Origin of the sequence: Arthrobacter sp. HS15c, assembly GCF_040812005.1 — a bacterium.
GTDB lineage: Bacteria > Actinomycetota > Actinomycetes > Actinomycetales > Micrococcaceae > Arthrobacter.
Genome location: NZ_JBFOHM010000005.1, coordinates 267,254 through 289,899, shown reverse-complemented (window position 1 = coordinate 289,899; position 22,646 = coordinate 267,254). Strand labels below are relative to the sequence as shown.

At 66.1% G+C, this 22,646-nt stretch carries 20 protein-coding genes; 7 read left to right on the top strand and 13 right to left on the bottom strand.

The features are described from left to right. Positions 1 to 36: 36 nt before the first annotated feature. The 3 genes from ABV518_RS10200 (at position 37) to ABV518_RS10190 (ending at position 4,400) form a co-directional block, all read left to right on the top strand. Positions 37 to 1,347: a dicarboxylate/amino acid:cation symporter gene (locus ABV518_RS10200; protein WP_367766914.1), complete on the top strand. Its 1,311-nt coding sequence runs from the start codon at positions 37 to 39 to the stop codon at positions 1,345 to 1,347. A 13-nt stretch (positions 1,348 to 1,360) separates the two neighbouring features. Continuing rightward, entirely contained in the window at positions 1,361 to 1,639 is a 279-nt protein-coding gene (locus ABV518_RS10195) for a winged helix-turn-helix domain-containing protein (protein WP_367766913.1), read from the top strand. Between the two features lie 271 nt (positions 1,640 to 1,910). Continuing rightward, positions 1,911 to 4,400: a glycoside hydrolase family 2 TIM barrel-domain containing protein gene (locus tag ABV518_RS10190; protein WP_367766912.1), complete on the top strand. Its 2,490-nt coding sequence runs from the start codon at positions 1,911 to 1,913 to the stop codon at positions 4,398 to 4,400. A gap of 75 nt (positions 4,401 to 4,475) precedes the next feature. Here the strand turns inward: ABV518_RS10190 and ABV518_RS10185 are convergent, their stop codons facing one another. Further along, complete coding sequence (locus ABV518_RS10185) at positions 4,476 to 4,742, bottom strand: hypothetical protein (RefSeq protein ID WP_367766910.1); 267 nt, start codon at positions 4,740 to 4,742, stop codon at positions 4,476 to 4,478. Positions 4,743 to 5,130: 388 nt separating this feature from the next. Between ABV518_RS10185 and ABV518_RS10180 the strand changes: the two genes are divergently transcribed. Both ABV518_RS10180 and ABV518_RS10175 read left to right on the top strand, forming a co-directional pair. Next, positions 5,131 to 5,304 (top strand): hypothetical protein, encoded by a 174-nt coding sequence (locus ABV518_RS10180; RefSeq protein ID WP_207307777.1) that lies wholly within the window; start codon positions 5,131 to 5,133, stop codon positions 5,302 to 5,304. A 164-nt stretch (positions 5,305 to 5,468) separates the two neighbouring features. After that, positions 5,469 to 5,681 carry a hypothetical protein gene (locus tag ABV518_RS10175; protein ID WP_207307776.1) on the top strand — a complete coding sequence of 71 codons (213 nt, stop codon included), beginning with the start codon at positions 5,469 to 5,471 and terminating at the stop codon, positions 5,679 to 5,681. A 68-nt stretch (positions 5,682 to 5,749) separates the two neighbouring features. On the opposite strand, the gene ABV518_RS10170 is transcribed toward ABV518_RS10175, so the two are convergent. Together ABV518_RS10170 and ABV518_RS10165 are read right to left on the bottom strand one after the other, a co-directional pair. Further along, positions 5,750 to 7,363 carry an amidohydrolase gene (locus tag ABV518_RS10170; protein WP_367766908.1) on the bottom strand — a complete coding sequence of 538 codons (1,614 nt, stop codon included), beginning with the start codon at positions 7,361 to 7,363 and terminating at the stop codon, positions 5,750 to 5,752. A gap of 5 nt (positions 7,364 to 7,368) precedes the next feature. Then, on the bottom strand, positions 7,369 to 8,637 hold the full coding sequence (locus ABV518_RS10165; RefSeq protein WP_367766907.1) for an MFS transporter: 1,269 nt from the start codon (positions 8,635 to 8,637) through the stop codon (positions 7,369 to 7,371). A gap of 179 nt (positions 8,638 to 8,816) precedes the next feature. Here ABV518_RS10165 and ABV518_RS10160 point away from each other — a divergent pair, with 179 nt between their 5' ends. Together ABV518_RS10160 and ABV518_RS10155 are read left to right on the top strand one after the other, a co-directional pair. Continuing rightward, a complete protein-coding gene (locus ABV518_RS10160; RefSeq protein WP_367766905.1) occupies positions 8,817 to 9,425 on the top strand; it encodes a TetR/AcrR family transcriptional regulator in 609 nt (202 codons plus the stop codon). A 68-nt stretch (positions 9,426 to 9,493) separates the two neighbouring features. Beyond that, a complete protein-coding gene (locus tag ABV518_RS10155) occupies positions 9,494 to 10,744 on the top strand; it encodes an NYN domain-containing protein (protein ID WP_367766903.1) in 1,251 nt (416 codons plus the stop codon). A gap of 49 nt (positions 10,745 to 10,793) precedes the next feature. Here ABV518_RS10155 and ABV518_RS10150 read toward each other — a convergent pair whose 3' ends face one another. The 10 genes from ABV518_RS10150 to ABV518_RS10105 all read right to left on the bottom strand — a co-directional run bounded on the left by ABV518_RS10150 (position 10,794) and on the right by ABV518_RS10105 (position 22,586). Then, positions 10,794 to 12,515, bottom strand: coding sequence for an alkaline phosphatase D family protein (locus tag ABV518_RS10150; protein ID WP_367766901.1), 1,722 nt, complete (start codon positions 12,513 to 12,515; stop codon positions 10,794 to 10,796). Positions 12,516 to 12,595: 80 nt separating this feature from the next. After that, positions 12,596 to 12,820 carry a hypothetical protein gene (locus tag ABV518_RS10145; protein ID WP_367766899.1) on the bottom strand — a complete coding sequence of 75 codons (225 nt, stop codon included), beginning with the start codon at positions 12,818 to 12,820 and terminating at the stop codon, positions 12,596 to 12,598. A gap of 10 nt (positions 12,821 to 12,830) precedes the next feature. After that, complete coding sequence (pdxS, locus tag ABV518_RS10140; RefSeq protein WP_367766897.1) at positions 12,831 to 13,745, bottom strand: pyridoxal 5'-phosphate synthase lyase subunit PdxS; 915 nt, start codon at positions 13,743 to 13,745, stop codon at positions 12,831 to 12,833. Positions 13,746 to 13,848: 103 nt separating this feature from the next. Next, a complete protein-coding gene (locus ABV518_RS10135) occupies positions 13,849 to 15,222 on the bottom strand; it encodes an L-serine ammonia-lyase (protein WP_367766895.1) in 1,374 nt (457 codons plus the stop codon). After that, a complete protein-coding gene (locus ABV518_RS10130) occupies positions 15,222 to 15,860 on the bottom strand; it encodes a sarcosine oxidase subunit gamma (RefSeq protein ID WP_367766894.1) in 639 nt (212 codons plus the stop codon). The genes ABV518_RS10135 and ABV518_RS10130 overlap by 1 nt, the downstream gene beginning before the upstream one ends. After that, a complete protein-coding gene (locus ABV518_RS10125) occupies positions 15,853 to 18,795 on the bottom strand; it encodes a sarcosine oxidase subunit alpha family protein (protein WP_367766893.1) in 2,943 nt (980 codons plus the stop codon). Before ABV518_RS10125 ends, ABV518_RS10130 begins: the two co-directional genes overlap by 8 nt. Continuing rightward, positions 18,792 to 19,211, bottom strand: a complete 420-nt coding sequence (locus ABV518_RS10120) for a sarcosine oxidase subunit delta family protein (protein WP_367766891.1) — start codon at positions 19,209 to 19,211, stop codon at positions 18,792 to 18,794. Before ABV518_RS10120 ends, ABV518_RS10125 begins: the two co-directional genes overlap by 4 nt. 14 nt (positions 19,212 to 19,225) lie before the next feature. Beyond that, positions 19,226 to 20,443 carry a sarcosine oxidase subunit beta family protein gene (locus ABV518_RS10115; protein WP_058930484.1) on the bottom strand — a complete coding sequence of 406 codons (1,218 nt, stop codon included), beginning with the start codon at positions 20,441 to 20,443 and terminating at the stop codon, positions 19,226 to 19,228. Continuing rightward, complete coding sequence (gene glyA / locus ABV518_RS10110; RefSeq protein ID WP_367766890.1) at positions 20,443 to 21,741, bottom strand: serine hydroxymethyltransferase; 1,299 nt, start codon at positions 21,739 to 21,741, stop codon at positions 20,443 to 20,445. The genes ABV518_RS10115 and glyA overlap by 1 nt, the downstream gene beginning before the upstream one ends. A gap of 167 nt (positions 21,742 to 21,908) precedes the next feature. Beyond that, a complete protein-coding gene (locus tag ABV518_RS10105) occupies positions 21,909 to 22,586 on the bottom strand; it encodes a GntR family transcriptional regulator (protein WP_367766889.1) in 678 nt (225 codons plus the stop codon). Positions 22,587 to 22,646: the final 60 nt, after the last annotated feature.

The window sequence follows — 22,646 nt, the reverse complement described above, 5'->3', positions numbered from 1 at the left end:
CCGGGCCATCAGCCCGGCCTCACCCAAGGAGTGATCATGAAAAACAAATCAACCATGTGGATCCTGGCAGCACTCGTTTTCGGAATCGTCAGCGGGCTCGTGTTCCACTGGCTGCTGCCGGACGCCGCCCGCGAATCCGTCGTGTCCGTCCTGGACACCGTGACGCACATGTTCCTGAACCTGATCAAGATGATCATCGCCCCGCTGATCTTCGCCACCCTCGTCTCCGGCATCGCAGGTGCTGCCAAGTCTGCCGGCGTGGGAAAGCTCTTTGGCCGGTCGATGATCTGGTTCCTGTCCGCCTCTGTCCTGGTGGGCGCCTTCGGCTTCATCACGGCGCACGTGCTCAACGTAGGCCACGGCCTGAACCTCGTAGCAGGCGGTGACGCTGGGATGGAAACGAAGCCCCTCGATTACGCGGAGTTCATGACCCACATCATCCCCACGAGCGTTTTCGCGGCCCTGACGGCCAACAATCCCCTGCAGATCCTGGTGTTCGGCGCGCTCTTTGGCATCGCCCTCCTGAACCTTCGGAAGAAGGGCCGCTCCTCGATCGCGGATGCCATCGACGAGCTGATGGGCGTTATGCTCAAGGTCACCGGGTACGTGATGAAGGCGGCGCCGGTGGGCGTTTTCGCAGGCATCGCAGCGGCCTTCACCGCCGAGGGCCTTGATGCTTTCGCCACCTACGCGTCGTTTATCGGCGGATTCTACGTCTCGCTCTCCGCACTCTGGGTCGTCATGATTGCCGTCGCAGTCGCCTTCCTGGGCAAGGCCGCCTTCCGGCTGGTCCGCATTGTCCGTGAACCCATGGTCATTGCGTTCGCCACCTCCAGCAGCGAGGCCGCCCTGCCCAAGCTCATTGAGGGGCTCACCCGGTTTGGCATCGCGAAGCGCACCACAGGCTTTGTGCTGCCGCTCGGCTACTCCTTCAACGTGGACGGCTCCATGATGTACATGACGTTCGCGTCGGTCTTCCTGATCAACGCCTACGGCATCGACATGGACCTGGGCCAGCAGATCGCGATGACCGCCATGCTGCTGCTCAGCAGCAAAGGAATGGCAGGCGTGCCGCGCGGCTCGCTCGTAGTGGTTGCCGCCGTCGTGCCTGCCTTTGGCATCCCCGCCGCCGGCATCGGCGTGCTGCTGGTCATCGACCAGCTCCTGGACATGGGCCGCACCGCCACCAACATCCTGGGCAACGCCATCGCCACCGCGGTGATCGGCCGGAACCACGACCGGGAGTCCTCCCTCATGGAAGGCACGACGGCGGCACCCGCCGAAGGCGCCCCTCCCGCCGAAGTGCCGGAAGAGCAGCGGGAACACGAGCACGCTTCGGCGCGCTGAGAGGCAGCGGCAGATGTCCCTTGAAGTCCAGACCCGAACACCGGCACACCACGCCGACCGCGGCAACAACGGGCGGCGCAACACGGTCCGCTCCCTGATCATCGACTACCTCGCAAGCAACGGTGCGAGCAAGGTCGCCGACATCAGCGCCGCAGTCACCGCCTCGCGGAACTGCGTCAGGTACCACCTGGCGGCGCTTGAACGCGCATCGATCGTCCGCTCCAACATTTCGCCCGGGACCCGGGAGGGCTGCACGCCCTTCTACGCCCTGGTCCCGGAGAGCAGGGCATAGCGGAACAGACCCAACTGAACACGGAATGAGCTGCCAGCAGTTGCTGGCAGCTCATCTGTTTTCGGGCTCTTCACGGCCATCCAGGTATCACGTTTCAACACTTGTCATTCCGCGGGTTGCCCCGGGCCGTCCATGCCGGTTGACACAAGGCGAGAGTCAATGGTTTCCTGTCATTGACACGTGATACCAAACCAAGCCATCACGCAACAGTTTTGGACCGCCGCCTGCTCTCCGCAGCACAGTCCCACCATCGCTTACAAGGGAGAAACCGATGACGCGCAATTCGTTCAATGCAGGATGGGCCGTCCGGCCGAAAGTTAGCCTCTTCGCTGAGTTTTCGGGCCCGGTCGCCCCGCCGCAGCCCGTCACGCTGCCGCACGATGCGCTGATCGGGCTGCCGCGTTCGGCCGATTCCGCGCAGGGTTCGCACACCGGCTACTTCCCTGACGGCACCTTCGAATACTCCAAGACGTTCGAGGTGCCCGAGGACTACCGGGGCAAGCGCGTCGCCCTCGAGTTCCAGGGCGTCTACCGGGACGCAATGGTCTTCGTCAACGGTGACTTCGCCGGCCAGCGCCCGTTCGGCTACTCCACGTTCAACATCCGGCTGGATCCGTTCCTGAAGTACGGCCAGGCCAACACCATCCGCGTTGATGCGCGCGTCCACCAGGACTCACGCTGGTACTCTGGCGCCGGCATCTATCGGGACACTTTCCTGTCCGTGAACGACCTGGTGCACCTCGCCTCCAACGGCGTCCGGATCGCGACGCCGGACATCACCGCCGGCCGGGCCGTCGTCGACGTCGCCACCACCGTGGAGAACGAGGGCCTGGCCACCGCCACGGTGACGGTCGGGACAGAACTGTACGACGGCGACGGCAACCTTGTCGCCGTCGGCTCCGCCCCGGTGACGCTCAAGGCGGGCAGCACCGCCGTTGTCCGCCAGCGCCTCTACGTCACCGAACCAAAGCTGTGGGGCGTGGACACCCCGCACCTGTACTCGGCACGGACGGAACTGCGCGACGTGCTGGAGGTGCTGCAGGAGGACACCACCACCTTCGGCATCCGGTCCCTCCAGCTGGACCCGTTCAACGGCCTGCAGATCAACGGCGAGACCGTGAAGCTCCGCGGCGCCTGCATCCACCACGACAACGGCGTCCTCGGCGCCGCCACCATCGCCCGCGCGGAGGAACGCAGGATCCAGCTCCTCAAGGAGGCGGGCTTCAACTCCATCCGCAGCGCCCACAACCCGGTCAGCCAGGCAATGCTGGACGCCTGCGACAAGCACGGCATGCTGGTCATGGACGAAACCTTTGACGTCTGGACCGAGGGCAAATCCTCCTTCGACTACTCGCTGTCCTTCCCCGAATGGTGGGAACGCGACGTCGAAGCCATGGTGGCCAAGGACTTCAACCACCCGTCCGTCGTGCTCTACTCCATCGGCAATGAGATCCCGGAAACCGGCAGCGGACTCGGCTCCGGCTGGGGCCGCCAGATCGCGGAGAAGATCAGATCCCTGGATTCCACCCGGTACACCACCAACGGCATCAACGGCTTCGTGTCGGTCATCACGGACGCCGCGGAAATGATGAAACAGGCAGGCGCGGGTGATGACAGCCAGGGCGTCAACGCCATGATGAGCGGGGCCGGCGAAGCGATGGGCCGGATCAGCGCGTCCCCGCTCGTCTCCGAACGGACAGCCGAGTCCCACGCCGCAGTGGACGTTGCCGGCATCAACTATGGCGACGGACGCTATGTCCAGGACAAGGAGCTCTTCCCCAACCGGATTATCGTCGGCACCGAGACCTTCCCGGACCGCATCGACGTGCTCTGGAAGCTTGTGGAAGAAAACCCGCACGTGATCGGCGACTACACCTGGACCGGGTGGGACTACCTCGGCGAAGCAGGCATCGGCCGCGTGCAGTACAACGACGAAAGCGACGGCGCACCCTCGCTGGGAGCGCCGTACCCGTGGCTGCTCGCCTGGTGCGGCGACATCGACATCACCGGCTACCGCAGGCCCGCCTCCTACTACCGTGAGACGGTCTTCGGGCTGCGCCACAAGCCGTACATCGCCGTCCAGCGCCCGCAGAATTACGCCCGCGAACACGGCATGGGCCCCTGGACGTGGACGGACAGCATCTCCAGCTGGAGCTGGGACGTTCCGGCCGGCTCCCCCGTCAAAGTGGAGGTCTACAGCGATGCTGACGAGGTGGAGCTGCTCCTGAACGGCAGTCCGGTGGGCCGTGTCCCCGCCGGACAGGACCACCGGTTCCGCGCGGACTTCGAGCTCACCTACCAGCCCGGCGAGCTCGTGGCCGTCGGCTACATCGGCGGTGCCGAGCAGGGACGCACGACGCTCCGCACGGCAACCGGGGACGTCCGCCTCACCGCCGACGCCGACCGCACCGAACTGCGCGCTGACCACGCGGACCTCAGCTACATGGCCATCGAGTTCCGCGACGCCCACGGCAACCTCGCCACCAACGTTGAACACACCGTCACCGTGACGGTGGAAGGCGCCGGCGTCCTCCAGGGGCTGGGCAGCGCCCGGCCCGACACCACCGAAACGTACACCGCGGAGAACCACACCTCGTTCGACGGCCGGCTGCTCGCCGTCGTCCGGCCTACCACCGCGGGCGAGATCACCGTCCACGTCCGTGCCGACGGGTTTGAGCCTGTCACCGTCAGCCTGACGGCTTCCGCTGCTGACGCCAAGGAAGCCGCCGGGCTGCGCGACGAGGTGACTGCCGGCGCCTGACAACCGGGCCACCCCAGGAACAAAAGCGGACGACGGCGGGAACCTCCCGCCGTCGTCCGCTTTGCCGTGCGCCACCTACGGCTGCGGAGCGCACTCTTCCGGCGAGCCTAAGTGCACTTTCGCGCCGCCAGCGACGAACTCTCCGAACGTTGAGTACCCGCCCGCCTTGGCTATGGCCTTGTACACGTTGACATCGAGCACACCTGCGGACGCCTCCGAGGAGACGATCAGGCCCACACAACTGGCCCGGTGGTTGGCTGCCTGGGCTGCGGGCAGCCCCATGGTGAGAGCGACCAGCGTCGCAGTGAACAGCATGGCGAACCGACGGATGTGAGTGTTCATTGTTTGCCCCTGGAAACTTTGGAATGTCATCAAACGACTTACGGCCGTCCCCGGCGGGGTCGCCGGTCCGGCGCAGTGAGGCCTCTGCGTTGCCCCCAGGGCGTGGCCAAAACGCGGCGCCCTGCAAGGGATAAAGGCGCCTTCGCAGACGGGGCACTTGTTCCGAATGTGCCCCACCTGAAGATTACCCCTGCTGAATTTCGTCGTCCACGGCCCGCGTGCAATCGGTCACATCGCCCTGAATCCGCTTGCATTTACGGTTCGGAACCCCGCACTATGGATTTGGGAATGCGCTTTCCTGATGGCGCATTCCCAGTCCTCACCGCTGAAGACGCGGCCCCGCGATGAAGCCTGGGGCCGTCAACCGCCTTGAATGGAAGTACTGACAATGACGTTCGAAACTGACCACTCGGTGACCCTGAAAATCTGGGACCGCTCCGCCATCGACCACACGCTCGAAACAGTGGTGCAGGACCTGGCGGCCCGCGCGAAAACCGCCAAATCCAGCATCGCCGTGCATTGCAGCGGTCCGAACATTTTCACGGTCAGCGTGCGCGTGTAATCGGTCACATTTTCGGCTTTTCGGTTGTCAATGCCGTCTGCCACCGTGAACCATGAACAAGGGAATCCGTTTCCCGCCTACCTGAACCAGCAATCCTCACCGACGAGGATGCGGCTCCAAACAACGACGTGGGGCCGTCGACTGCATGAGTGAAAGTACTGACAATGACGTTTGAAACCACTGATTCCGTAACGCTGAAAATCTGGGACCGCTCGGCCATCGACCACACCATAGACGCCGCCGTGCAGGACCTCACACCCCGGGCCAAGGCCGCCAAGTGCGGCATCGCCGTCACCCGCAGCGGACCCAACACGTTCACCATTGGCCTGAGCCGCAACGTGCCGCAGGGCGCCACGTTCGAGGAAGTCACCCGCTAAATAACCAAGCAGAGGACGACGGCGGAACCTCCCGCCGTCGTCCTCTCGCGTTAAGCCCGGAGTGCCCGTCAGGCCAGATACTCCGTCCGGCCCGCCACCACCGTGCGCAGGACGCGCGCGTTCAGCAGGGATTCGGCGCCGTCGGCAAAAGGATCGGCGTCGAGCACTGCGAAGTCGGCGGCGAGCCCGGCAACCAGCCGGCCCCGGCGGTCCTCCTCCATGACCGACGCCGCGGCGTCCCGGGTTGCGTGGGCGATCGCGTCGGCCAGGGGCCGGGCGAAGTGCGGGTTGCTGGCCGGGAACGACGGGTCCAGCGCCGACTTCCGTGTGGCCGCCACAAACATGTTCTGCAGGGCATCGTAGGGCGCCGTCGGAGCGTCGGTGGAAAACGCCAGGAGGGCGCCCGCTGCCACATATTCCGGCCAGGCGAAGCTGCGGTCCGGCCGCGCGTCGCCGAGCATGGCCACCCAGTTGCCGTAGATGGCGGGATCGGCGTGGACGGGCTGCATGGACGCCGTCACGCCCAGCCGTGCCATCCGTGCCGGCGTCCCGGGCGAGGTGTATTCAAGGTGCTCGATCCGGTGCCGGCGCACCCGCGGGCCGTTCACCCCGGTGGCATACTCCAGCGCGTCCAGGGCGAGGTCGCTGGCACGGTCGCCGATGGCGTGGATGGCCACCTGCAGCCCGGCGGCATCGGCAGCCGCCACCACCGGGTTTAGCTGCTCCGGCGACCAGATGGGCTCCGCCGTGGAGCCGTCGGCATAGGGCAGGTTCATGGCGGCCGTGCAGGCGTCGATCACGCCGTCGAGGACCAGCTTGATGCCGGCAACCCGCAGCCACTCAGTGTTGCACTCCGCGGCCAGCTGCACGGCGTGTTCCACCTGGGCCAGGTTCGCCGCCGCATCGCCGGTGTTCTGCACAAACCAGTGGGCCACAACGCGGAAAGGCAGGCGGCCGCCGCGGCGCTCCTCTGCGCGTTGGAAAGCGGCAAGGTCACGCTCGCCGAAGGCCATGTCCGCGCCGCCGGTTACACCTGCCGCAAGGTACGCTGCAAGGGAACGCTCGACGGCGGCGTCACGGTCCGCGTCCGACGTCACCCCCGCGATAAACGGCCACACAAACTGCTGGGCTGCCGTCTCGTACAGCATGCCGTCGGGTTCGCCCTGGCCGTCGCGGCCGATCCGGCCGCCCAGCGGATCAGGCGTGTCCCGGGTAATGCCCATCTCTTTCAGGGCAGCCCGGTTCACCCAGCAGGAGTGGTAATCGTTGGCGTCGAGGTAGACGGGGACGTCGGACACGGCTTCGTCGATCATCGCCGCGGTGGGGGTTCCCGGCAGGGAATCGAACAGCCAGCCGCGGCCGAGGATGCGCTCCGAGCCGGGGTCTGCGGCGCGGGCGCTGCGCAGCCGTTCCTGGATCTCGGGCAGGGACCGGGCGTCGGTGAGGGCAACTTTTCCGAGCGACTCCCCCAGCATCAGCAGGTGGGTATGGGCGTCGATGAACCCTGGGAGCACCAGCTTCCCGCCGAGGTCGGTGACCTCGGCTGTGTCGCCGGCGGCTTCCGCTGCGGAGGCTTCACTGCCCACATGGACCAGCCGCTCGGCGTCGACAACAAATGCTTCAGCCCAAGGGTTGGCGTCGTCGGCGGTGAAGACGCGGGCGTTGCGGTAAAGCGTGGTCATGGGGTTCAGACTCCTGCGGTTCGGATGGTGGCGATGTCGGGCGAGTCTGTGGCATTTTGGGTATTTTCGGCTTCGACGCGTGACGAGAGCCGGGCGATGAGAACGGCGGGCACCAGGAGTACCAGGCTGATCGCAGCCAGCACCCAGCCGAGGGCGGCGAAGCCGAACGCCTCGCCCACCCAGGCGCCGAACAACGGCGCGAAGCTGGATCCCACGAGGTACACACCCAGCACCGGGCCGGACCAGCGCCCGCTGGCATCCAAAGCGGCAGCCGTGGCGATGAAGTACATAAAGGCGATGGCGTACACCGTGTTCCAGGCGATCATGGTGATGAGGTAGACGGTGGGCTCGGTGGTGAGGCAGGCAGTCAGTTTGAGGGTGGCGCCAAGAGCCAGCAGGATTCCCAGCGGGAGCGCCCGGCCCAGCCGTGTTCCGATGAAAATGAGGGCGATCGCGGCAACCAGGCCGCCGGCCGTGGAAGCGCTGAGCACCAGTCCGAGCTGCTCCTCGGTCATGCCTGCCTGGGCCACGCCGATGGCACCGGACATCGCCCACAGTGAGTCCTCGCCCACTGCCCACACCGCGAAGATGGACAGCAGTGCTACGCCTGCAACGGTGATGTGGCGCGTGGGGACGCTGCCCGCGGGGGTGACGGCCGCCGTCGTGCTCCGCGCCTTCGATGCGCCAGGCACTCCGCCGCCGGCCGCTGCACTGTCCGCCATGGGCAGCCACCCTGCGGTGAACAGCAGCACCAAGGCGAGCCCCGCCACCAGGCCGAAGGCGCTTCCCATGCCGATACCGATGAGCGGGATAACGGCCAGCACCACCGTGACGATACTGCGGTTGGCCAGCCCACTGATGCCGGACGCGCGGTTCGGGTTGCGGAGGGCAGCCAGGGCGGCGCCACCGGACGCGACGGCGCCGCCGGCACCGAGGCCGCCAGCGATGATGCCGATGATCGAGGCCGCGGGAGCAAGGTCCACGGCCGCGAGACCGAAGCCCGCCGCCGTCACAAGCAGCCCCACCCGCGCAACGAGGAAGCGCCCCCTGCCCTCGGTGAGGCGGGTGACGGCGAGGCAGGAGAGCGCCGTGGCCAGGAGGCAGGCTGTCATCAGCGTTCCCGCCTCGGTGGCGCCCACGCCCTGCGAATCCTGGATGGCCAGGATCATGAACGGGACGAGGTTGGCACTCATGAAGCCGACTACGCCGATCCCGAAGGTCGAGACAGCGCGTCCGGTGGTCAGCGGCAGCCGCTGCGGTTCTGAAGTGGTCATTAGGGGTCCTTCGAACGGGGGTGGCGCGATTTTCCGGGCTCGGCGGGCCGCGTCGTTGCGTCCGCATTGCCCACTGCCGGCTCGGCAGTCCGCAATAAACGAATGGTGTTCGTTTATTATGCATGTGACGTGGATCAAAGGGAAGAGTACCTAGACTGGCATCTGACGAAAGGAGCCCCATGCCACGGCCCAGAACGCCGATCCTGTCGGTGGACCGCATCGCCGATGCCGCGATTGAACTGGTGGACGAGGGTGCCGGCTTCGGAGTCAACGCCCTCGCCCGCCGCCTGGGCGTGACGGCGTCGTCGCTGTACAACCACATTTCCGGGCGCGACGAGATCATTGAACTCATGCGCGCCCGGCTGGCGGCACAGGCAATCCCCGACCTGCCCGAGGTAGCCGGCTGGGACGAGGTGGTCTCGCTGATTGTGCGCGGCCAGCGGGAGATGTACGCGGCCCACCCGTACGTCGTTCCGCTCATCGTGGGCAAGACCATCACCGACCCCGGCGTCATCGCCGCCTACGAACGGCTCGCCTCGGCGCTGGTCGACGGCGGATTTCCCGACGACGACGTGCTCACGATCATCTCCGTCATCGATTCCTTTTCGCTCGGCGCCGGACTGGATCTCGCCGCGCCGGATGACGTCTGGGCGCCCACGGAATCAGCCAGCACTCTGTCCAGGCTGGTCAAAGCGTCCGGCCAGGGCCGGGAGCGCAGCGAGAAGGCATTCGCGACTGGCCTCGAACTGCTCCTCGAAGCGCTGCGGATGCGCCTGGCCAGGAGCTGACTATTCCTGGGGCCTCGATGTGCCTCGAAAAGCGCCCCGACGACGCAAAATACTGGCACACTGAGCCAATGAATGAGGCGCGCACCACTACCCGTCGGCCGGGGCTCCGGGCAGCCATGTTTGTCGATTTCGACAACGTCTACCTGGGCCTTCAGGCCCTGGATCCCCAGGCGGCGAGGCGGTTCGCCGAAGACCCGAAGCACTGGGCTGACGCGCTGTCGGCCGGCGGGCCGGGTGAGAATTCCCGCCGCTTCCTCATCCGCAACTGCTACCTGAACCCGGTGGCGTTCTCGAAGTACCGCACGTACTGGACCAGGGCCGGCTTTCGCGTCATCGACTGTCCGTCGCTGACGCAGCGGGGCAAAAGCAGCACCGATATCAACCTTGTCCTCGACGCCATGGACACGCTGACCGGCGCCAATGAAATTGACGAGTTCTTCATCGCCTCCGCCGACGCCGATTTCACATCCCTGATCCAGCGCTTCCGTGCCGCCGACAAGCTGACCACGGTCATCGCCGCCGGCGCCGTGGCCTTCGCCTACCGCGAGATGGCGGACAACGTGGTGGAGTCCCACGACTTTGTGGCCATCCTGAACGGCAGCATCGTGGAGCCCCTCCGGGCCGTGGGGTCCGGCCAGCCGCAGAAGGAGGCGCAGGGAGCCGCGAAGGCAAAGCCGAAAACGAAAGCCAAGTCTGTTTCCGCCGCGATCCGGGAGGTCTGCGACCTGGTCCGCACCGCGCCGGGCCCGGTGGTGGGCGCCATGGTCGCCCACCGGGCGCTCACGGTGGACCCTTCGCTGAAGACGGACTGGGGCGGCTTTGGAAAGTTTGGGACGTGGGTGGCGCAGATCGGCCAGGGCGTTGAGTACTCCCCTTCACGTGGCGGCTGGGTCTGGGACGCACAGCGGTTTTCCAGTGACGACCTGCCCGTCGAGGCCGAGGTCGAACCCGGCATTGAGGAGCGGGTGGCCCGGGTGACCGACGTGCCCGCACTTTCCGAAGCCCAGTTCCGGCAGCTGTTCCAGGCGATGGCTGCCAGGCTCCAGGAGCAGCCCGTCAACCGCAGCGACCTGTCGCGGCTGGTCCGCGATGACTGCGTCACGGCAGGCCAGCCGGTGTCCCGAGGGGCCGTGAACTTCGTGATCCAGGGCCTGGGCTACGTCAATTTCCAGCTGGATGAAACCGCCACGGCGGAAGGGCTGGCAGCGGCCTGGACCCAAGATGTCGAAGAGCTGTGCCGGGTGGCGCTGATGGAGTTCGACGACGGCGAACGGCAGGCGCTGAGACGCTGGGCCAGCGGCGGCTTCCTGGAGTCCTAAGGGCCTTTAGCGCGAAGTGCTTGTCCCTCGCTGTTGAGGTTCTTGCTGGCTAGCTCGGCTCCGCGCGTCGGCGGCTGAGCCGGTCGAAACCCCTCTCGACAGGTCGGCTCGTGGTTTCCTCCCGGGACGCCACCGTGAGGGATGCCACCGTCTCGAGCCTTGGGTGCAGTTCGTCGCCATCTTCCACGATGCCTGTCTGCCACCACAGTTTCAGCCCTTCCGGAACAACCTCGAGAGTGGCCAGGTTGTTGGTGAACCAGGGCCCCGCGACGCGTTTCCACCTGAACGGCGGGTTCGGTACTCGCGCCGAGCGGGCCACCAGGGCACCCACCGGTGAAGCCAGGCCATAGGCCATGACAGCCCCGAAGTATCTCATCAGCCGGGGAAGGGGGTTGCGGATCGGGGAACAGACTGCCTGGATGATCCGGCTGCCGGATGAGCGTTCCACCTCGGCAACGTAGGAGAAATGGACATCCCCGGACAGGAATGTCACAGTGTCCGGCGACGGGCCACGCTTGCCATCGGCGACCTCGGCCGCCATGGCAGCCACGTCCTGGAAGCTTTTTTGGAAGGCGCCCCAGTGTTCAAGATCCACCGCCTGGCGCAACTTCTCACCGGCCCGGGCGGGGTACTTCCCCCACGCGCCTTCCGATATGGCCTCATTCCACGACTCGACGTGGTGCAGGCCCATCGGCAGAAGGAAGGGCAGCGACGTGCCCACCAGCAGGTGGCGGAATCCGCCTCGCATCTGGCCGTCGAGCCAGGCCATTTCATCATCGTCAAGCAGGGCGCGGGCTTCCGGATCCAGATTCCTGGCGGCGCGGGAGTCAACCACGATCAGCCTGGTGTCGCCGAAGTCCCGGCAGTAACTCCACCGGTAGGATTCCGGGTTCCGGTCTGCGCGTTCCGCGAAGCTGTCCAGTTCAGCGCTGACATCAGGTTCGGCCTCGCCCTGGTGCCCGGCGATCCGCTGCCAGATGGCATCGTTTTGCCGCTCCTGCGGTGAGAGGTTGCCCAGATGCTGGTAGACCCAGTAGGAGGCCAGCCCCGAGACAATCCGGCCGTGCCACCATGAGGTGGCTTCCATCTCCCTTTTCCAGCTCAGCGAGGCGTTCCAGTCGTCTCGGATGTCGTGGTCGTCGAAGATCATGGCGCTTGGCAACGTGGACAGCAGCCACCTGTTCGCGGGGTCGGACCAGGCGAGGTTGTAGAGGTGGGCATATTCCTCGTAGTCCTTGAGCTCCTCGCCGGGCGGTTCATCGATATCGCGGCGGGCCCGGATGAACTGCTGCATCTGCTCGCTGGTCAGGTCGGCGTACACCTGGTCTCCGAGGAAGGCCACGAGGTCCGGCCATGGCCGGTTATCGCCGGAGGCCATCGCCAGTGCGTAGGCGCGGAGCGAGTCGACGCCGTGGGTCCGGTTGCCGGACTCGTCGTGCGGGACGCTGGTGCGGCAGGAGCCGTAGGCCAGGCGCAGCGGCTTTCCGGGTTTCAGCGTCGCGATCACCGGCGGCGGAAACTCTGATGCCGGATCGGGCCAGACATGTGCGCCGTCGATTTCCAGGGTGTAGGGCAAGACGGCTCCAGGTTCCAGTCCGTCCGCCTCCACCAGTGCGTAATGGTGGCCGTGCACGGCAAACGTCCGTGCGGTCCAGTCCCTGCCGCCGGCGCGGACCGATACCCGGGAATCACTCCGGGTCTCCACCCAGATGCTCGCCGAAGTCTCATCCACGTATCGCATCATGGGGCCAAGCACCAGGGAAGTCGTCATGACTCAGTTGTACCCGCTCCGGCCAGCAGCAACCATGGATGCGGCAAAGAACCAAGCATTAACTCCCAAGGCTCTGCTGCCTAGGCCCGGACCTGAAATCCACTCCGCTTGTCGAAAAGCCGGCGCCTGTCGTTTCCGGCTGCGGCAATCCAGAGCACGGAGTCGTCTGCCGAGGCCTGGTCAACAACACCCGTCACGATGTATTCGCCCATCCGCCAGACCTCAACCGTGTGGCCTGTGAGGCGTGCCCAGTCTGTACGCAACCCACGTCCCCTGGCAGTCTTTTCCAATTGATTGCCCGTCACAGCCGCCCCTTTACCAGCCGCGCTCGGCGAGGCGGTGGGGCTGCGGGATCTCGTCGACGTTGATGCCCACCATGGCCTCGCCCAGGCCGCGGGAGGCCTTGGCGATGACGTCGGGGTCGTCATAATAGGCAGTAGCCCGGACGACGGCGGCGGCACGCTGGGCCGGGTTGCCGGACTTGAAGATGCCGGAACCGACGAACACGCCGTCGGCGCCGAGCTGCATCATCATCGCGGCGTCGGCGGGGGTGGCGATGCCGCCGGCGGTGAACAGCACCACGGGAAGCTTGCCGGTGGTCGCGATTTCCTTGACCAGTTCGTACGGGGCCTGCAGTTCCTTGGCCGCGACGTAGAGCTCGTCCTCGGGCAGGGCGGCAAGCTTGGCGATCTCGGAACGGATCTGGCGCATGTGGCCGTTGGCGTTGGAGACGTCGCCGGTGCCGGCCTCGCCCTTGGACCGGATCATGGCCGCGCCCTCGTTGATGCGGCGCAGCGCCTCACCGAGGTTGGTGGCGCCACAGACGAAGGGGACCGTGAAGTTCCACTTGTCAATGTGGTAGACGTAGTCGGCCGGGGTCAGGACCTCGGACTCGTCAATGTAGTCCACGCCCAGGGACTGCAGGACCTGCGCCTCGACGAAGTGGCCGATCCGGGCCTTGGCCATGACCGGGACGGACACGGCGTCGATGATTGCCTCGATCATGTCCGGGTCCGACATGCGGGACACGCCGCCCTGGGCACGGATATCGGCCGGAACGCGTTCCAGCGCCATCACTGCCACGGCACCGGCGTCTTCGGCGATGCGGGCCTGTTCGACGTTGACGACGTCCATGATGACGCCGCCCTTGAGCATCTCAGCCATGCCGCGCTTGACGCGGCTGCTGCCCGTGACAGCGATATGTTCGTAAGGGAGTCGTTTCAGGGTCACTTCTTGCTCCAAAAGGACGGGGCGCCTGCGAAGCCAGGCATTCTAGTAATGGGACTTGCCCCGGGTGCATGTGCACACCCGGGGCAACACGTACTTCACCGAGTCAGCATTCGATGACGTTTACCGCGAGGCCACCCCGGGACGTCTCCTTGTATTTGCTTTTCATGTCGGCGCCGGTTTCCCTCATGGTCTTGATCGCTTTGTCCAGCGAGACCTTGTGGCTGCCGTCGCCGTGCAGGGCAAGGCGGGCGGCATTGATGGCTTTGACGCTGGCGATGGCGTTGCGCTCGATGCAAGGAATCTGTACCAGGCCACCGACGGGGTCACAGGTCAGGCCAAGGTTGTGTTCAATGCCCACTTCAGCGGCGTTCTCCACCTGGGCCGGTGTGCCGCCCAGCACTTCACAGAGGCCGGCGGCCGCCATGGAGCAGGCGGAACCGACCTCGCCCTGGCAGCCCACTTCGGCGCCGGAGATGGAGGCATTGATTTTGAAGAGGATTCCGACGGCGGCCGCGGCCAGCAGGAAGCGGACCACCCCGTCGTCGTTGGCGCCGGGCACGAACTTCACGTAGTAGTGCAGCACCGCCGGGACGATGCCCGCCGCCCCGTTGGTGGGGGCCGTGACGATCCGCCCGCCGGCGGCGTTTTCCTCGTTCACGGCCAGCGCGAACAGGTTGACCCATTCCATGGCGCGGAGCGGATCGGTCACGCCGGTGTCCGCCGTCAGGGTCTCGAACAACGACGGCGCCCGGCGCCTCACGTTCAGGCCGCCCGGAAGGATCCCTTCCGCGGCGCAGCCGTTGTCCACACATTCGCGCATCACCGCCCACAGCGCCAGCAGCTTCTCCCGCAGTTCGGCTTCGCTGCGCCAGGTGAGTTCGTTGGCCAGCATCACGTCCGAGATGGACATGCCCTCGCGGCGGCAGATCTCCAGGAGCTCGTCGGCGGTGCTGAACGGGTAAGGCAGGACGGTGGCGTCGGCCACCACGCGGTCCCCGGCGTCGGCGTCCCCATCCACCACGAAGCCGCCCCCAATCGAATAGAAGCTCCGTTCGCTCAGGACGGTTCCAGCGTGGTCCAAAGCCCGGAATGTCATGCCGTTAGGGTGGGCCGGGAGGGACTTGCGCCGGTGCAGCACCACGTCGTCGTCCCAGTTGAAGTCCACCCGGTGGACCCCACAAACCCACAGTTCGGCGTCGAGGGCCGCTGCAGCCACCTGGTCATCCGCCGTGGTTGTGTCCACGGTTTCGGGGTCCAGCCCCTTGAAGCCCAGGACCACGGCCTTGTCGGAGCCGTGGCCCCGGCCGGTGGCCCCGAGCGAGCCGAACAGTTCGGCCTGCACGCGCCTGGTGGAGCTCAGGTGTCCGTCGCTTTTGAGCCCGTCGGCGAACAGCTTCGCTGCCCGCATCGGGCCGACCGTGTGTGATGACGACGGCCCGATGCCAACGGAAAACAGGTCCAGGACGCTGAGCGCCATTAAGGGACCTCAGGGGAGGCGTATTCCCGCATGGCGTCCAGGAGCCAGCGGCCCAGGAAATCGGCGAACGAGGCGCGGGGGAAGAGCCGGTAGCTTTCGTCGCCGGTCTTCCAGAGGACCACGGGGATGTTGCCGATTTCCGTGGACAGGGCGGTACCGGCCTTGAAGACGCGGGGGTGGAGGTCCAGGGAGCAGCCCTTTTCCAGGACCGCACGGGACCGAGGCCCTGTCAGGGCGAACGTGGTGCGGTTGGCGGAGAGGTCCACCACCTGGCCTTCGCCGTCGGCAAGGGCTTCGCGCAGTGCCTGGATGAGGTCGCCGCCGAGTGACTCGTGGGCTTCCTGGGGTGCCACCACCAGGAATTCCTCAGGCCCGAGCCAGAGTACAGAGGTGTCGCCGCTGCCGCTGACTGCGCCGGACGCTGCGGGCAGCCCGCCGGTGACGGATGCGATCCGGGCTCCGGCGTCGGTGTTCCGGTCCACCCTCAGGCCCACCATGGTCAGGAAGGTGATTTCGCTCAGTTCCACGGTGCCGCTGACGGAGCCGGTCTCAAACGCCGCCCTGAGCAGGGCAGCCGGGCTGGTGCGGAGTGACAGGTTCGTCTCACGGGAGGTTTTGGGTGCTGCTGTTTCAGCCATCTTTGCGGGTCCCTTCGGGGTCAAAAAGTACGGTTTCTGCGACAACAACGTCAACGATCTGGTTTCCCGCAACGGCCACCAGGGTCTCGCCGATCCGGTTGCGGCCGTTCTTGATCAGTGCCAGTCCGAAGGAGCGGCCCAGTGCGGCGCTGTGGTAGCTGGAGGTGACGAATCCCTGCATGGGCACCGGGCCGTAGGCGGAGTTCACCGGAACGCCCTTTTCCACCAGCTGGGTCCCTTCCGGCAACCGGATGGTCCCATCAATGGGCAGGACGCTGACCAGGTGCTTGCGGTCGGCGCGCTGGGCGTCGGCGCGTGCATAGGAGCGCTTGCCGATGAAGTCCTTGGCCTTGGAGACCACCCATTCCATCCCGGCGTCCTGCGGGGTGACAGTGCCGTCGGTGTCCTGCCCGACGATCGGGTAGCCCTTTTCGGCGCGGAGCACGTGCATGGTTTCGGTGCCGTACGGGGTGATGTTGAATTCGGCCCCGGCGGCCGCCACGGCTTCCCAGGTGTTCAGTCCGTACCAGGCCGGCACGTTGATTTCGTAGGCCAGTTCGCCGGAGAAGGAGATCCGGCAGACCCGGGCGCGGACACCCGAGGCGAGTGTGGTTTCGCGGAACGTCATGAACGGGAAGGCTTCGGTTTCCAGCCCGCCGTCGGCGGCCAGTTCCGGTGCCACCTTGGCGAGGACCGCGCGGGATTTGGGCCCGACGACGGCAATCGTGCTCCACTGTTCGGTCACCGAGGTGCAGTGCACGTCCAGCTCCGGCCACTCGGTCTGCAGCCATTCCTCCAGCCAGTCCAGCACCTTCGCGGCGCCGCCGGTGGTGGTGGTCATGAAGAACCGGTCCTCGTCCAGGCGCAGGGTCACGCCGTCGTCGAAGATCATGCCGTCCGCCATGCACATCACGCCGTAGCGGGCGGAACCCGGGGCGAGCTTCTTGAACGCATTGGTGTAGATCCGGTTGAGGAACTCACCGGCGTCCTTGCCCCGGATTTCGATCTTGCCGAGCGTGGTGGCATCCATGAAGCCCACGGATTCGCGGACGGCGGCGCATTCACGCAGCACGGCCTCGTCCATGTCCTCGCTGCCCTGCGGGTAGTACCAGGGGCGCTTCCACTGCCCGACATCTTCGAACAGGGCGCCCTTGGCGACGTGCCACGGGTGGATGGACGTGACACGGGCGGGATCGAACAGTTCGCCGCGCTGGCGTCCGGCCAGGGCCGCGAACGCTACGGGAGTGAACGGAGCCCGGTAGGTGGTGGTGCCGATGTCGCCAATGCCCCGGGACGCTTCACCGGCCTGGCGGAGTGCGGCGGCGATGACACCGATGGCGTTGACGCCGGAGGTCTTGCCCTGGTCATTGGCGGTGCTGATGGAGGTGTAGCGCTTGATGTGCTCCACCGAGCGCATGCCGGCTCCGGTGGACCGGAGGACGTCGGCGACGGACTGGTCGCGCTGGAAGTCGACGAAGTGGTGGTGCCAGTCATCCGGAGTGCCGGCCTGTCCGGGCACCAGCCACAGCTGGCGGGTGGGGGCGGAGGCCTTCGGTTCGCCGATGACGGCGGGCGTGGTTTCCGAGGTGAAGCCGGCGGCGATGGCTGCCGCTGCTCCGGCGGAGATGCCTTCGGCGAGGCAGTCGGCGAGTTCGAAGCTGCCGCGGCCGGAGCCGGCATTCTGCTGGTTGGGGACCACGGTGCTCGGCACAAATGCCGCCAGGTCGTCGTCCCAGCGCAGCTTGCCCTGCCGCTGCGAGTGGAGGTGCACCAGCGGGCTCCAGCCGCCGGAGACGGCCAGCAGGTCGCAGGCGATCTCTTCGACGCCTGAGGTGAGTTCGCCGTCGTCGTTAATGCTGCGGACGGTGACGGCGAACAGCCGGCCGTCGTCGCCGGCTGCCGTGTTGGCTACCGCGCTGCCGATCAGCACACGGGTCCCGGCTTCGACGGCGGCTGCTGCCACGTCGGTGAGCTTGGGGCGGGCGTCGACGACGGCGGCAACCTTGACGCCGGCGGCGCGGAGGTCCGCGGCGAGTGCGTAGGCGCTGTCGTTGGTGGTGCTGATGACCACGCGCTGTCCGGCGGCCACCGCGTACCGGTTGAGGTAGCTGCGGACGGCCGAGGCGAGCATGATGCCGGGGCGGTCGTTGTTTTCGAAGACCAGCGGGCGTTCGTGCGCGCCGGGGGCCAGCACCACCTGGTTGGCACGGATGTGCCAAATACGCTGCCGTGACACCCCGGACGCGGCCGGGGTGGACAGGTGGTCGGTGCGGTTCTGGACGGCGATGACGTAGTTGGCGTCGTAAGCACCGAAGGCGGTAGTGCGGTTCAGGACGGTGGATTCGGCTCCGGAGACGAGCTCGGCTTCGACGTCCGCCACCCACTCCAGCGCCGGCTTGCCCTCGATGGTCTCCGCGAGTCCAGGTGCGGTGGACCCGGACAGGAGCGATCCGCCCAGCTCGGGCTGGTCGTCCAGCAGCATCACGCGGGCGCCGCTGCGGACCGCTTCACGGGCCGCGGCCAGGCCGGCGGGGCCGCCGCCGATCACCAGGACATCGGTGTGGACGTACTTCTTGTCGTACTCCGCGCGGTCCTCCTCGGGGTCCAGGCGGCCCAGGCCGTTAAGCAGTTCAGCCTTCAGGCCGTCCACCAGGGTGACGGTGGTGGCGGGGAGCATGGACTCGGCCACGTGGCCCGGGAACCGTGGCGCGATCTTCACCAGCGCGTTGGATTCCTCCACGCCTGCGGACATGATGCCGCGGGGACGGTCCTCGTAGAGCGAGTTGCCGACGGCGATCCGGCCGTTGGCGAGCAGGGCCGAGGCCAGCGTGTCTCCGGGGTGGCCCGTGAATTCCTCGCCGTCAACGGTGAAACGCCAGGCGATGGTGCGGTCGATGCGTCCGCCGGCGGCGAGGCGGGCGTTCTGGGAAGTCACTTGGTTGCTCCTTCCGGGGCGGTGGTGCTGGCGGGTGCGGTGCTGGTGGCAATGCTGGTTTCAGCGGTGCTGGGAGCCGCGGTCCCGGTGGTGGTGCTGTCCGGGGCGGTGCTGGCAGTGCCGGACTCAGGTGCCGGGGCGGCTTTGTCCGGCCGGGGCGCGCCCATGGGGTAGATGGCCTGGATCTCGTAGCTGACCGTGTCGCGGAGCATGTTGAACCACTGGCGGCAGCCGGTGCTGTGGAGCCAGCGTTCGGCAAACGCGCCCTTGGTGTTGTCCCGGTAAAACAGGAACTCGGCCCATTCGCGGTCGTTCAGTTCGTTCGGGTTTTCCGGATAGGCCACGTGGGCCTGGCCGCCGTAGTGGAACTCGGTCTCGTCGCGGGAGCCGCAGTTGGGGCATGAAATGAGGAGCATGTCCGGACTCTCTTCTAGTGGGCCACGGCGGCTGCGCCGTGTTCGTCGATCAGGGCGCCGGTTTCGAACCGCTCCAGCGCGAACGGCTTGTTCAGTTCGTGCGGCGTTCCCGTGGCGATCGTGTGGGCAAAGGTGAGGCCCGCGGCCGGCGTGCCCTTGAAGCCGCCTGTGCCCCAGCCACAGTTCACGAACATGTTGTCCACCGGAGTGGTGCCCACGATCGGGGAGGCGTCCAGCGTCGTATCAACGATGCCGCCCCAGGTCCTGAGCACGTGCGCACGGGCAAAGATCGGGAAGAGCTCGACGGCGGCCGCCATCTGGTGCTCGATCACATGGAAGGAGCCGCGCTGGCCGTAACCGTTGTAGGAGTCCACTCCGGCACCCATGACCAGCTCGCCCTTGTGGGCCTGGGAAACGTAGACGTGCACGTGGTTGGACATGACGACTGTGGGGTGGACCGGTTCGTGAAGTTCGGAAACCAGCGCCTGCAGCGGGTGGGACTGGATGGGGAGCCGGAAGCCGGCCATTTCGGCCAGGACCGAGCTGTGCCCGGCGGCGCAGAGGCCCACCTTTTCGGTGTTGATGGTGCCGCGGTTGGTCTTGACGCCCACCACGCGGTTGCCGTCCTTGACGAAGCCGGTGACTTCGCAGTTCTGGATGATGTCCACGCCCAGTTCGTCGCATTTGCGGGCGAAGGCCCAGGCCACGTGGTCATGCTTGGCGATGCCGGCGCGCGGCTGGTACGTGGCGCCCATGACGGGGTAGCGGATGTTGTCGTTGATGTTCAGGATGGGGCAGAGTTCCTTGACCTGCTGCGGGTCCAGCCACTCGGCGTCCACTCCGTTGAGTTTGTTCGCGCCCACACGCCGCATGCTTTCACGGACATCGCCGAGGGTGTGGGCGAGGTTCATCACGCCGCGCTGGCTGAAGAGGAAGTCGTATTCGAGCTCCTCCGGCAGGACTTCCCAGAGCTTGAGGGCGTGCTCGTAGATGGCCGCACTCTCGTCCCAGAGGTAGTTGGAACGGATGATGGTGGTGTTCCGGGCCATGTTGCCGCCGGCCAGCCAGCCTTTTTCGAGGACGGCGATGTTGGTCATGCCATGGTTTTTGGCCAGGAAGTATGCTGTGGCCAGGCCGTGCCCGCCGCCACCGACGATGACTGCGTCATAGGAAGGCTTCGGGTCCGGGTTGTGCCAGAGGAATTCCGGGTGCTCCGGAAGCAGATCGGCCATCATGCCACCTCGTTCGCGTCAGAGGAGAGGTTGGGGTAGAGCGGGAACTTTCCGGCAAGGATTTCAACCCGCTGCCGCAGTTCCGCCACGGTCTCGTCGCTGAACTCGCGCTTGAGTGCAGCGGCGATAATGTCGGCGACCTCGGTGAACTCTGCCTTCCCGAATCCACGCGTGGCCAGTGCCGGCGTGCCGATCCGAAGACCGGAAGAGATCATCGGCGGACGCGGGTCGAACGGCACGGCGTTGCGGTTGACCGTGATGCCGATCCGGTGCAGGCGGTCTTCGCCCTGCTGGCCGTCAAGTTCCGAATTGCGGAGGTCCACGAGGACCAGGTGCACGTCGGTGCCACCGCTGACGACGGTCACGCCGGACTCTGCAACATCCGCAGACAGCATGCGTTCTGCGATGATGCGGGCGCCTTCCAGGGTGCGTTCCTGGCGGTCGCGGAACTCCGGCTCAGCGGCGAGCTTGAACGCCACCGCTTTCGCGGCAATGACGTGCTCCAGCGGGCCGCCCTGCTGTCCGGGGAACACCGCGGAGTTGACCTTCTTGGCGATGTCGGCGTCGTTGGTCAGGATCACGCCACCGCGCGGGCCGCCAAGGGTCTTGTGGGTGGTGCTTGTGACAATGTGGGCGTGAGGCACGGGGCTGGGGTGAAGCCCTGCGGCCACCAGGCCTGCGAAGTGGGCCATGTCCACCATCAGGTAGGCACCTACCAGGTCCGCGATACGGCGGAATTCGGCGAAGTCCAGTTGCCGGGAGTAGGCGGACCAGCCGGCGACGATGAGCTTCGGCCTGCTCTCAACCGCCAGGCGCTCAACCTCGGCCATGTCAATGGTGTGGGTGTCTTCGCCGACTCCGTACGGGACCACTTTGTAGAGCTTGCCGGAGAAGTTGATCTTCATGCCGTGGGTCAGGTGGCCACCGTGTGCGAGGTTCAACCCCAGGATGGTGTCGCCGGGCTGGATCAGGGCGAACATCGCCGCTGCGTTGGCCTGGGCGCCGGAGTGCGGCTGAACATTGGCGAATTCGGAGCCGAACAATGACTTAAGACGGTCGATGGCCAGCTGCTCGACCACGTCAACGTGTTCGCAGCCGCCGTAGTAGCGCTTGCCCGGGTAGCCTTCGGCGTACTTGTTGGTCAGGACGGATCCCTGTGCCTCCATGACGGCAGTCGGCGCAAAGTTTTCGGAGGCGATCATCTCCAGCGTGCCCTGCTGGCGCAGGAGCTCCTGCTGTACGGCTGCGTGGATCGCAGGATCGGTCTCTGCGAGCGTACGGGTCAGAACGTCGACCATCTTTTCTCCTCTGCTATCTAATATCCTGTTGATATATTAGTTTCGTGACTCAAGTATGCTATCTAGCCAGATGGGTGTCAACAGATTTTTCAAGCCGCCCCGGAGGCGGCAAAAGCGCGGCCGGAAGGGCCGCGCTTTTGGAAACACGTCGAGGGGTGGAGCTCAGATCAGGTGAATAGCGCCTTGCGTACGGCATCCTCGAAGCCACTGACATGGCTCCTCGCCAGGTCAGCGGCCCGCGCCTCATCGCCGTCAATCACTGCGCCGAGCAGGTCCAGGTGCTCATGCACGTGGCGGGAAAGATCGGGGAGGCGATCCAGCACCATGCACCAGATGCGGGTGGCGAGATTGTCGTACCGGATCAGGACGTCCTCGAGGTGCGGATTGCCCGCGGCCGCGTAGATGCCTTGATGGACGCGCGCATCAAGACGCAGGGTTTCGACGACGGAGGCCGCATGGGTATCGAAGGATTCAACCGCCCGCATCACAGCCCGCAATTCCTCCCGCTGCCGCTCCGTGGCCACCCTGGCGGCACGGGACGCGGCGAGCGGTTCAAGTTGCGTCCGGATTTCCGAAATGAAAGCAAGGTCGGTCACCTCCACGCGGGTGGCAAAGGTGCCCCTGCGCGGATACGAAACCACCAGGCGGTCAAGCTCAAGCCGCTTCAAGGCTTCCCGCACCGGAGTCCGCCCCATGCCGAGGTCCCTGGCGAGATGGTCGTCATTAAGGAGATCGCCGGGTTTGATGTCAAGCATCAGCAGCCGGTCGCGGATGCGCTCGTACGCCACGTCCGCCAATGACTTCCTGGCTGCATCTTCCACGATCGCCAACGCTTCAACTGCCATAACCTGGACCCTTTCCATTCAAGCCAAACAGGCTATTGACCTCGCCCACTGACCAGTATA

Bases quoted from the DNA above. Each gene is read 5' to 3' on its own strand.
- ABV518_RS10180 (WP_207307777.1), top strand. From the start codon at position 5,131: ATGACGTTCGAAACTGACCACTCGGTGACCCTGAAAATCTGGGACCGC.
- ABV518_RS10115 (WP_058930484.1), bottom strand. From the start codon at position 20,443: ATGGCCGATCTGCTTCCGGAGCACCCGGAATTCCTCTGGCACAACCCG.
- ABV518_RS10120 (WP_367766891.1), bottom strand. From the start codon at position 19,211: ATGCTCCTCATTTCATGCCCCAACTGCGGCTCCCGCGACGAGACCGAG.
- ABV518_RS10135 (WP_367766895.1), bottom strand. From the start codon at position 15,222: ATGGCGCTCAGCGTCCTGGACCTGTTTTCCGTTGGCATCGGGCCGTCG.
- ABV518_RS10195 (WP_367766913.1), top strand. From the start codon at position 1,361: ATGTCCCTTGAAGTCCAGACCCGAACACCGGCACACCACGCCGACCGC.
- ABV518_RS10150 (WP_367766901.1), bottom strand. From the start codon at position 12,515: ATGACGACTTCCCTGGTGCTTGGCCCCATGATGCGATACGTGGATGAG.
- ABV518_RS10155 (WP_367766903.1), top strand. From the start codon at position 9,494: ATGAATGAGGCGCGCACCACTACCCGTCGGCCGGGGCTCCGGGCAGCC.
- glyA (WP_367766890.1), bottom strand. From the start codon at position 21,741: ATGGTCGACGTTCTGACCCGTACGCTCGCAGAGACCGATCCTGCGATC.
- ABV518_RS10175 (WP_207307776.1), top strand. From the start codon at position 5,469: ATGACGTTTGAAACCACTGATTCCGTAACGCTGAAAATCTGGGACCGC.
- ABV518_RS10170 (WP_367766908.1), bottom strand. From the start codon at position 7,363: ATGACCACGCTTTACCGCAACGCCCGCGTCTTCACCGCCGACGACGCC.
- ABV518_RS10185 (WP_367766910.1), bottom strand. From the start codon at position 4,742: ATGAACACTCACATCCGTCGGTTCGCCATGCTGTTCACTGCGACGCTG.
- ABV518_RS10130 (WP_367766894.1), bottom strand. From the start codon at position 15,860: ATGGCTGAAACAGCAGCACCCAAAACCTCCCGTGAGACGAACCTGTCA.
- ABV518_RS10105 (WP_367766889.1), bottom strand. From the start codon at position 22,586: ATGGCAGTTGAAGCGTTGGCGATCGTGGAAGATGCAGCCAGGAAGTCA.
- ABV518_RS10200 (WP_367766914.1), top strand. From the start codon at position 37: ATGAAAAACAAATCAACCATGTGGATCCTGGCAGCACTCGTTTTCGGA.
- ABV518_RS10190 (WP_367766912.1), top strand. From the start codon at position 1,911: ATGACGCGCAATTCGTTCAATGCAGGATGGGCCGTCCGGCCGAAAGTT.
- ABV518_RS10160 (WP_367766905.1), top strand. From the start codon at position 8,817: ATGCCACGGCCCAGAACGCCGATCCTGTCGGTGGACCGCATCGCCGAT.
- ABV518_RS10165 (WP_367766907.1), bottom strand. From the start codon at position 8,637: ATGACCACTTCAGAACCGCAGCGGCTGCCGCTGACCACCGGACGCGCT.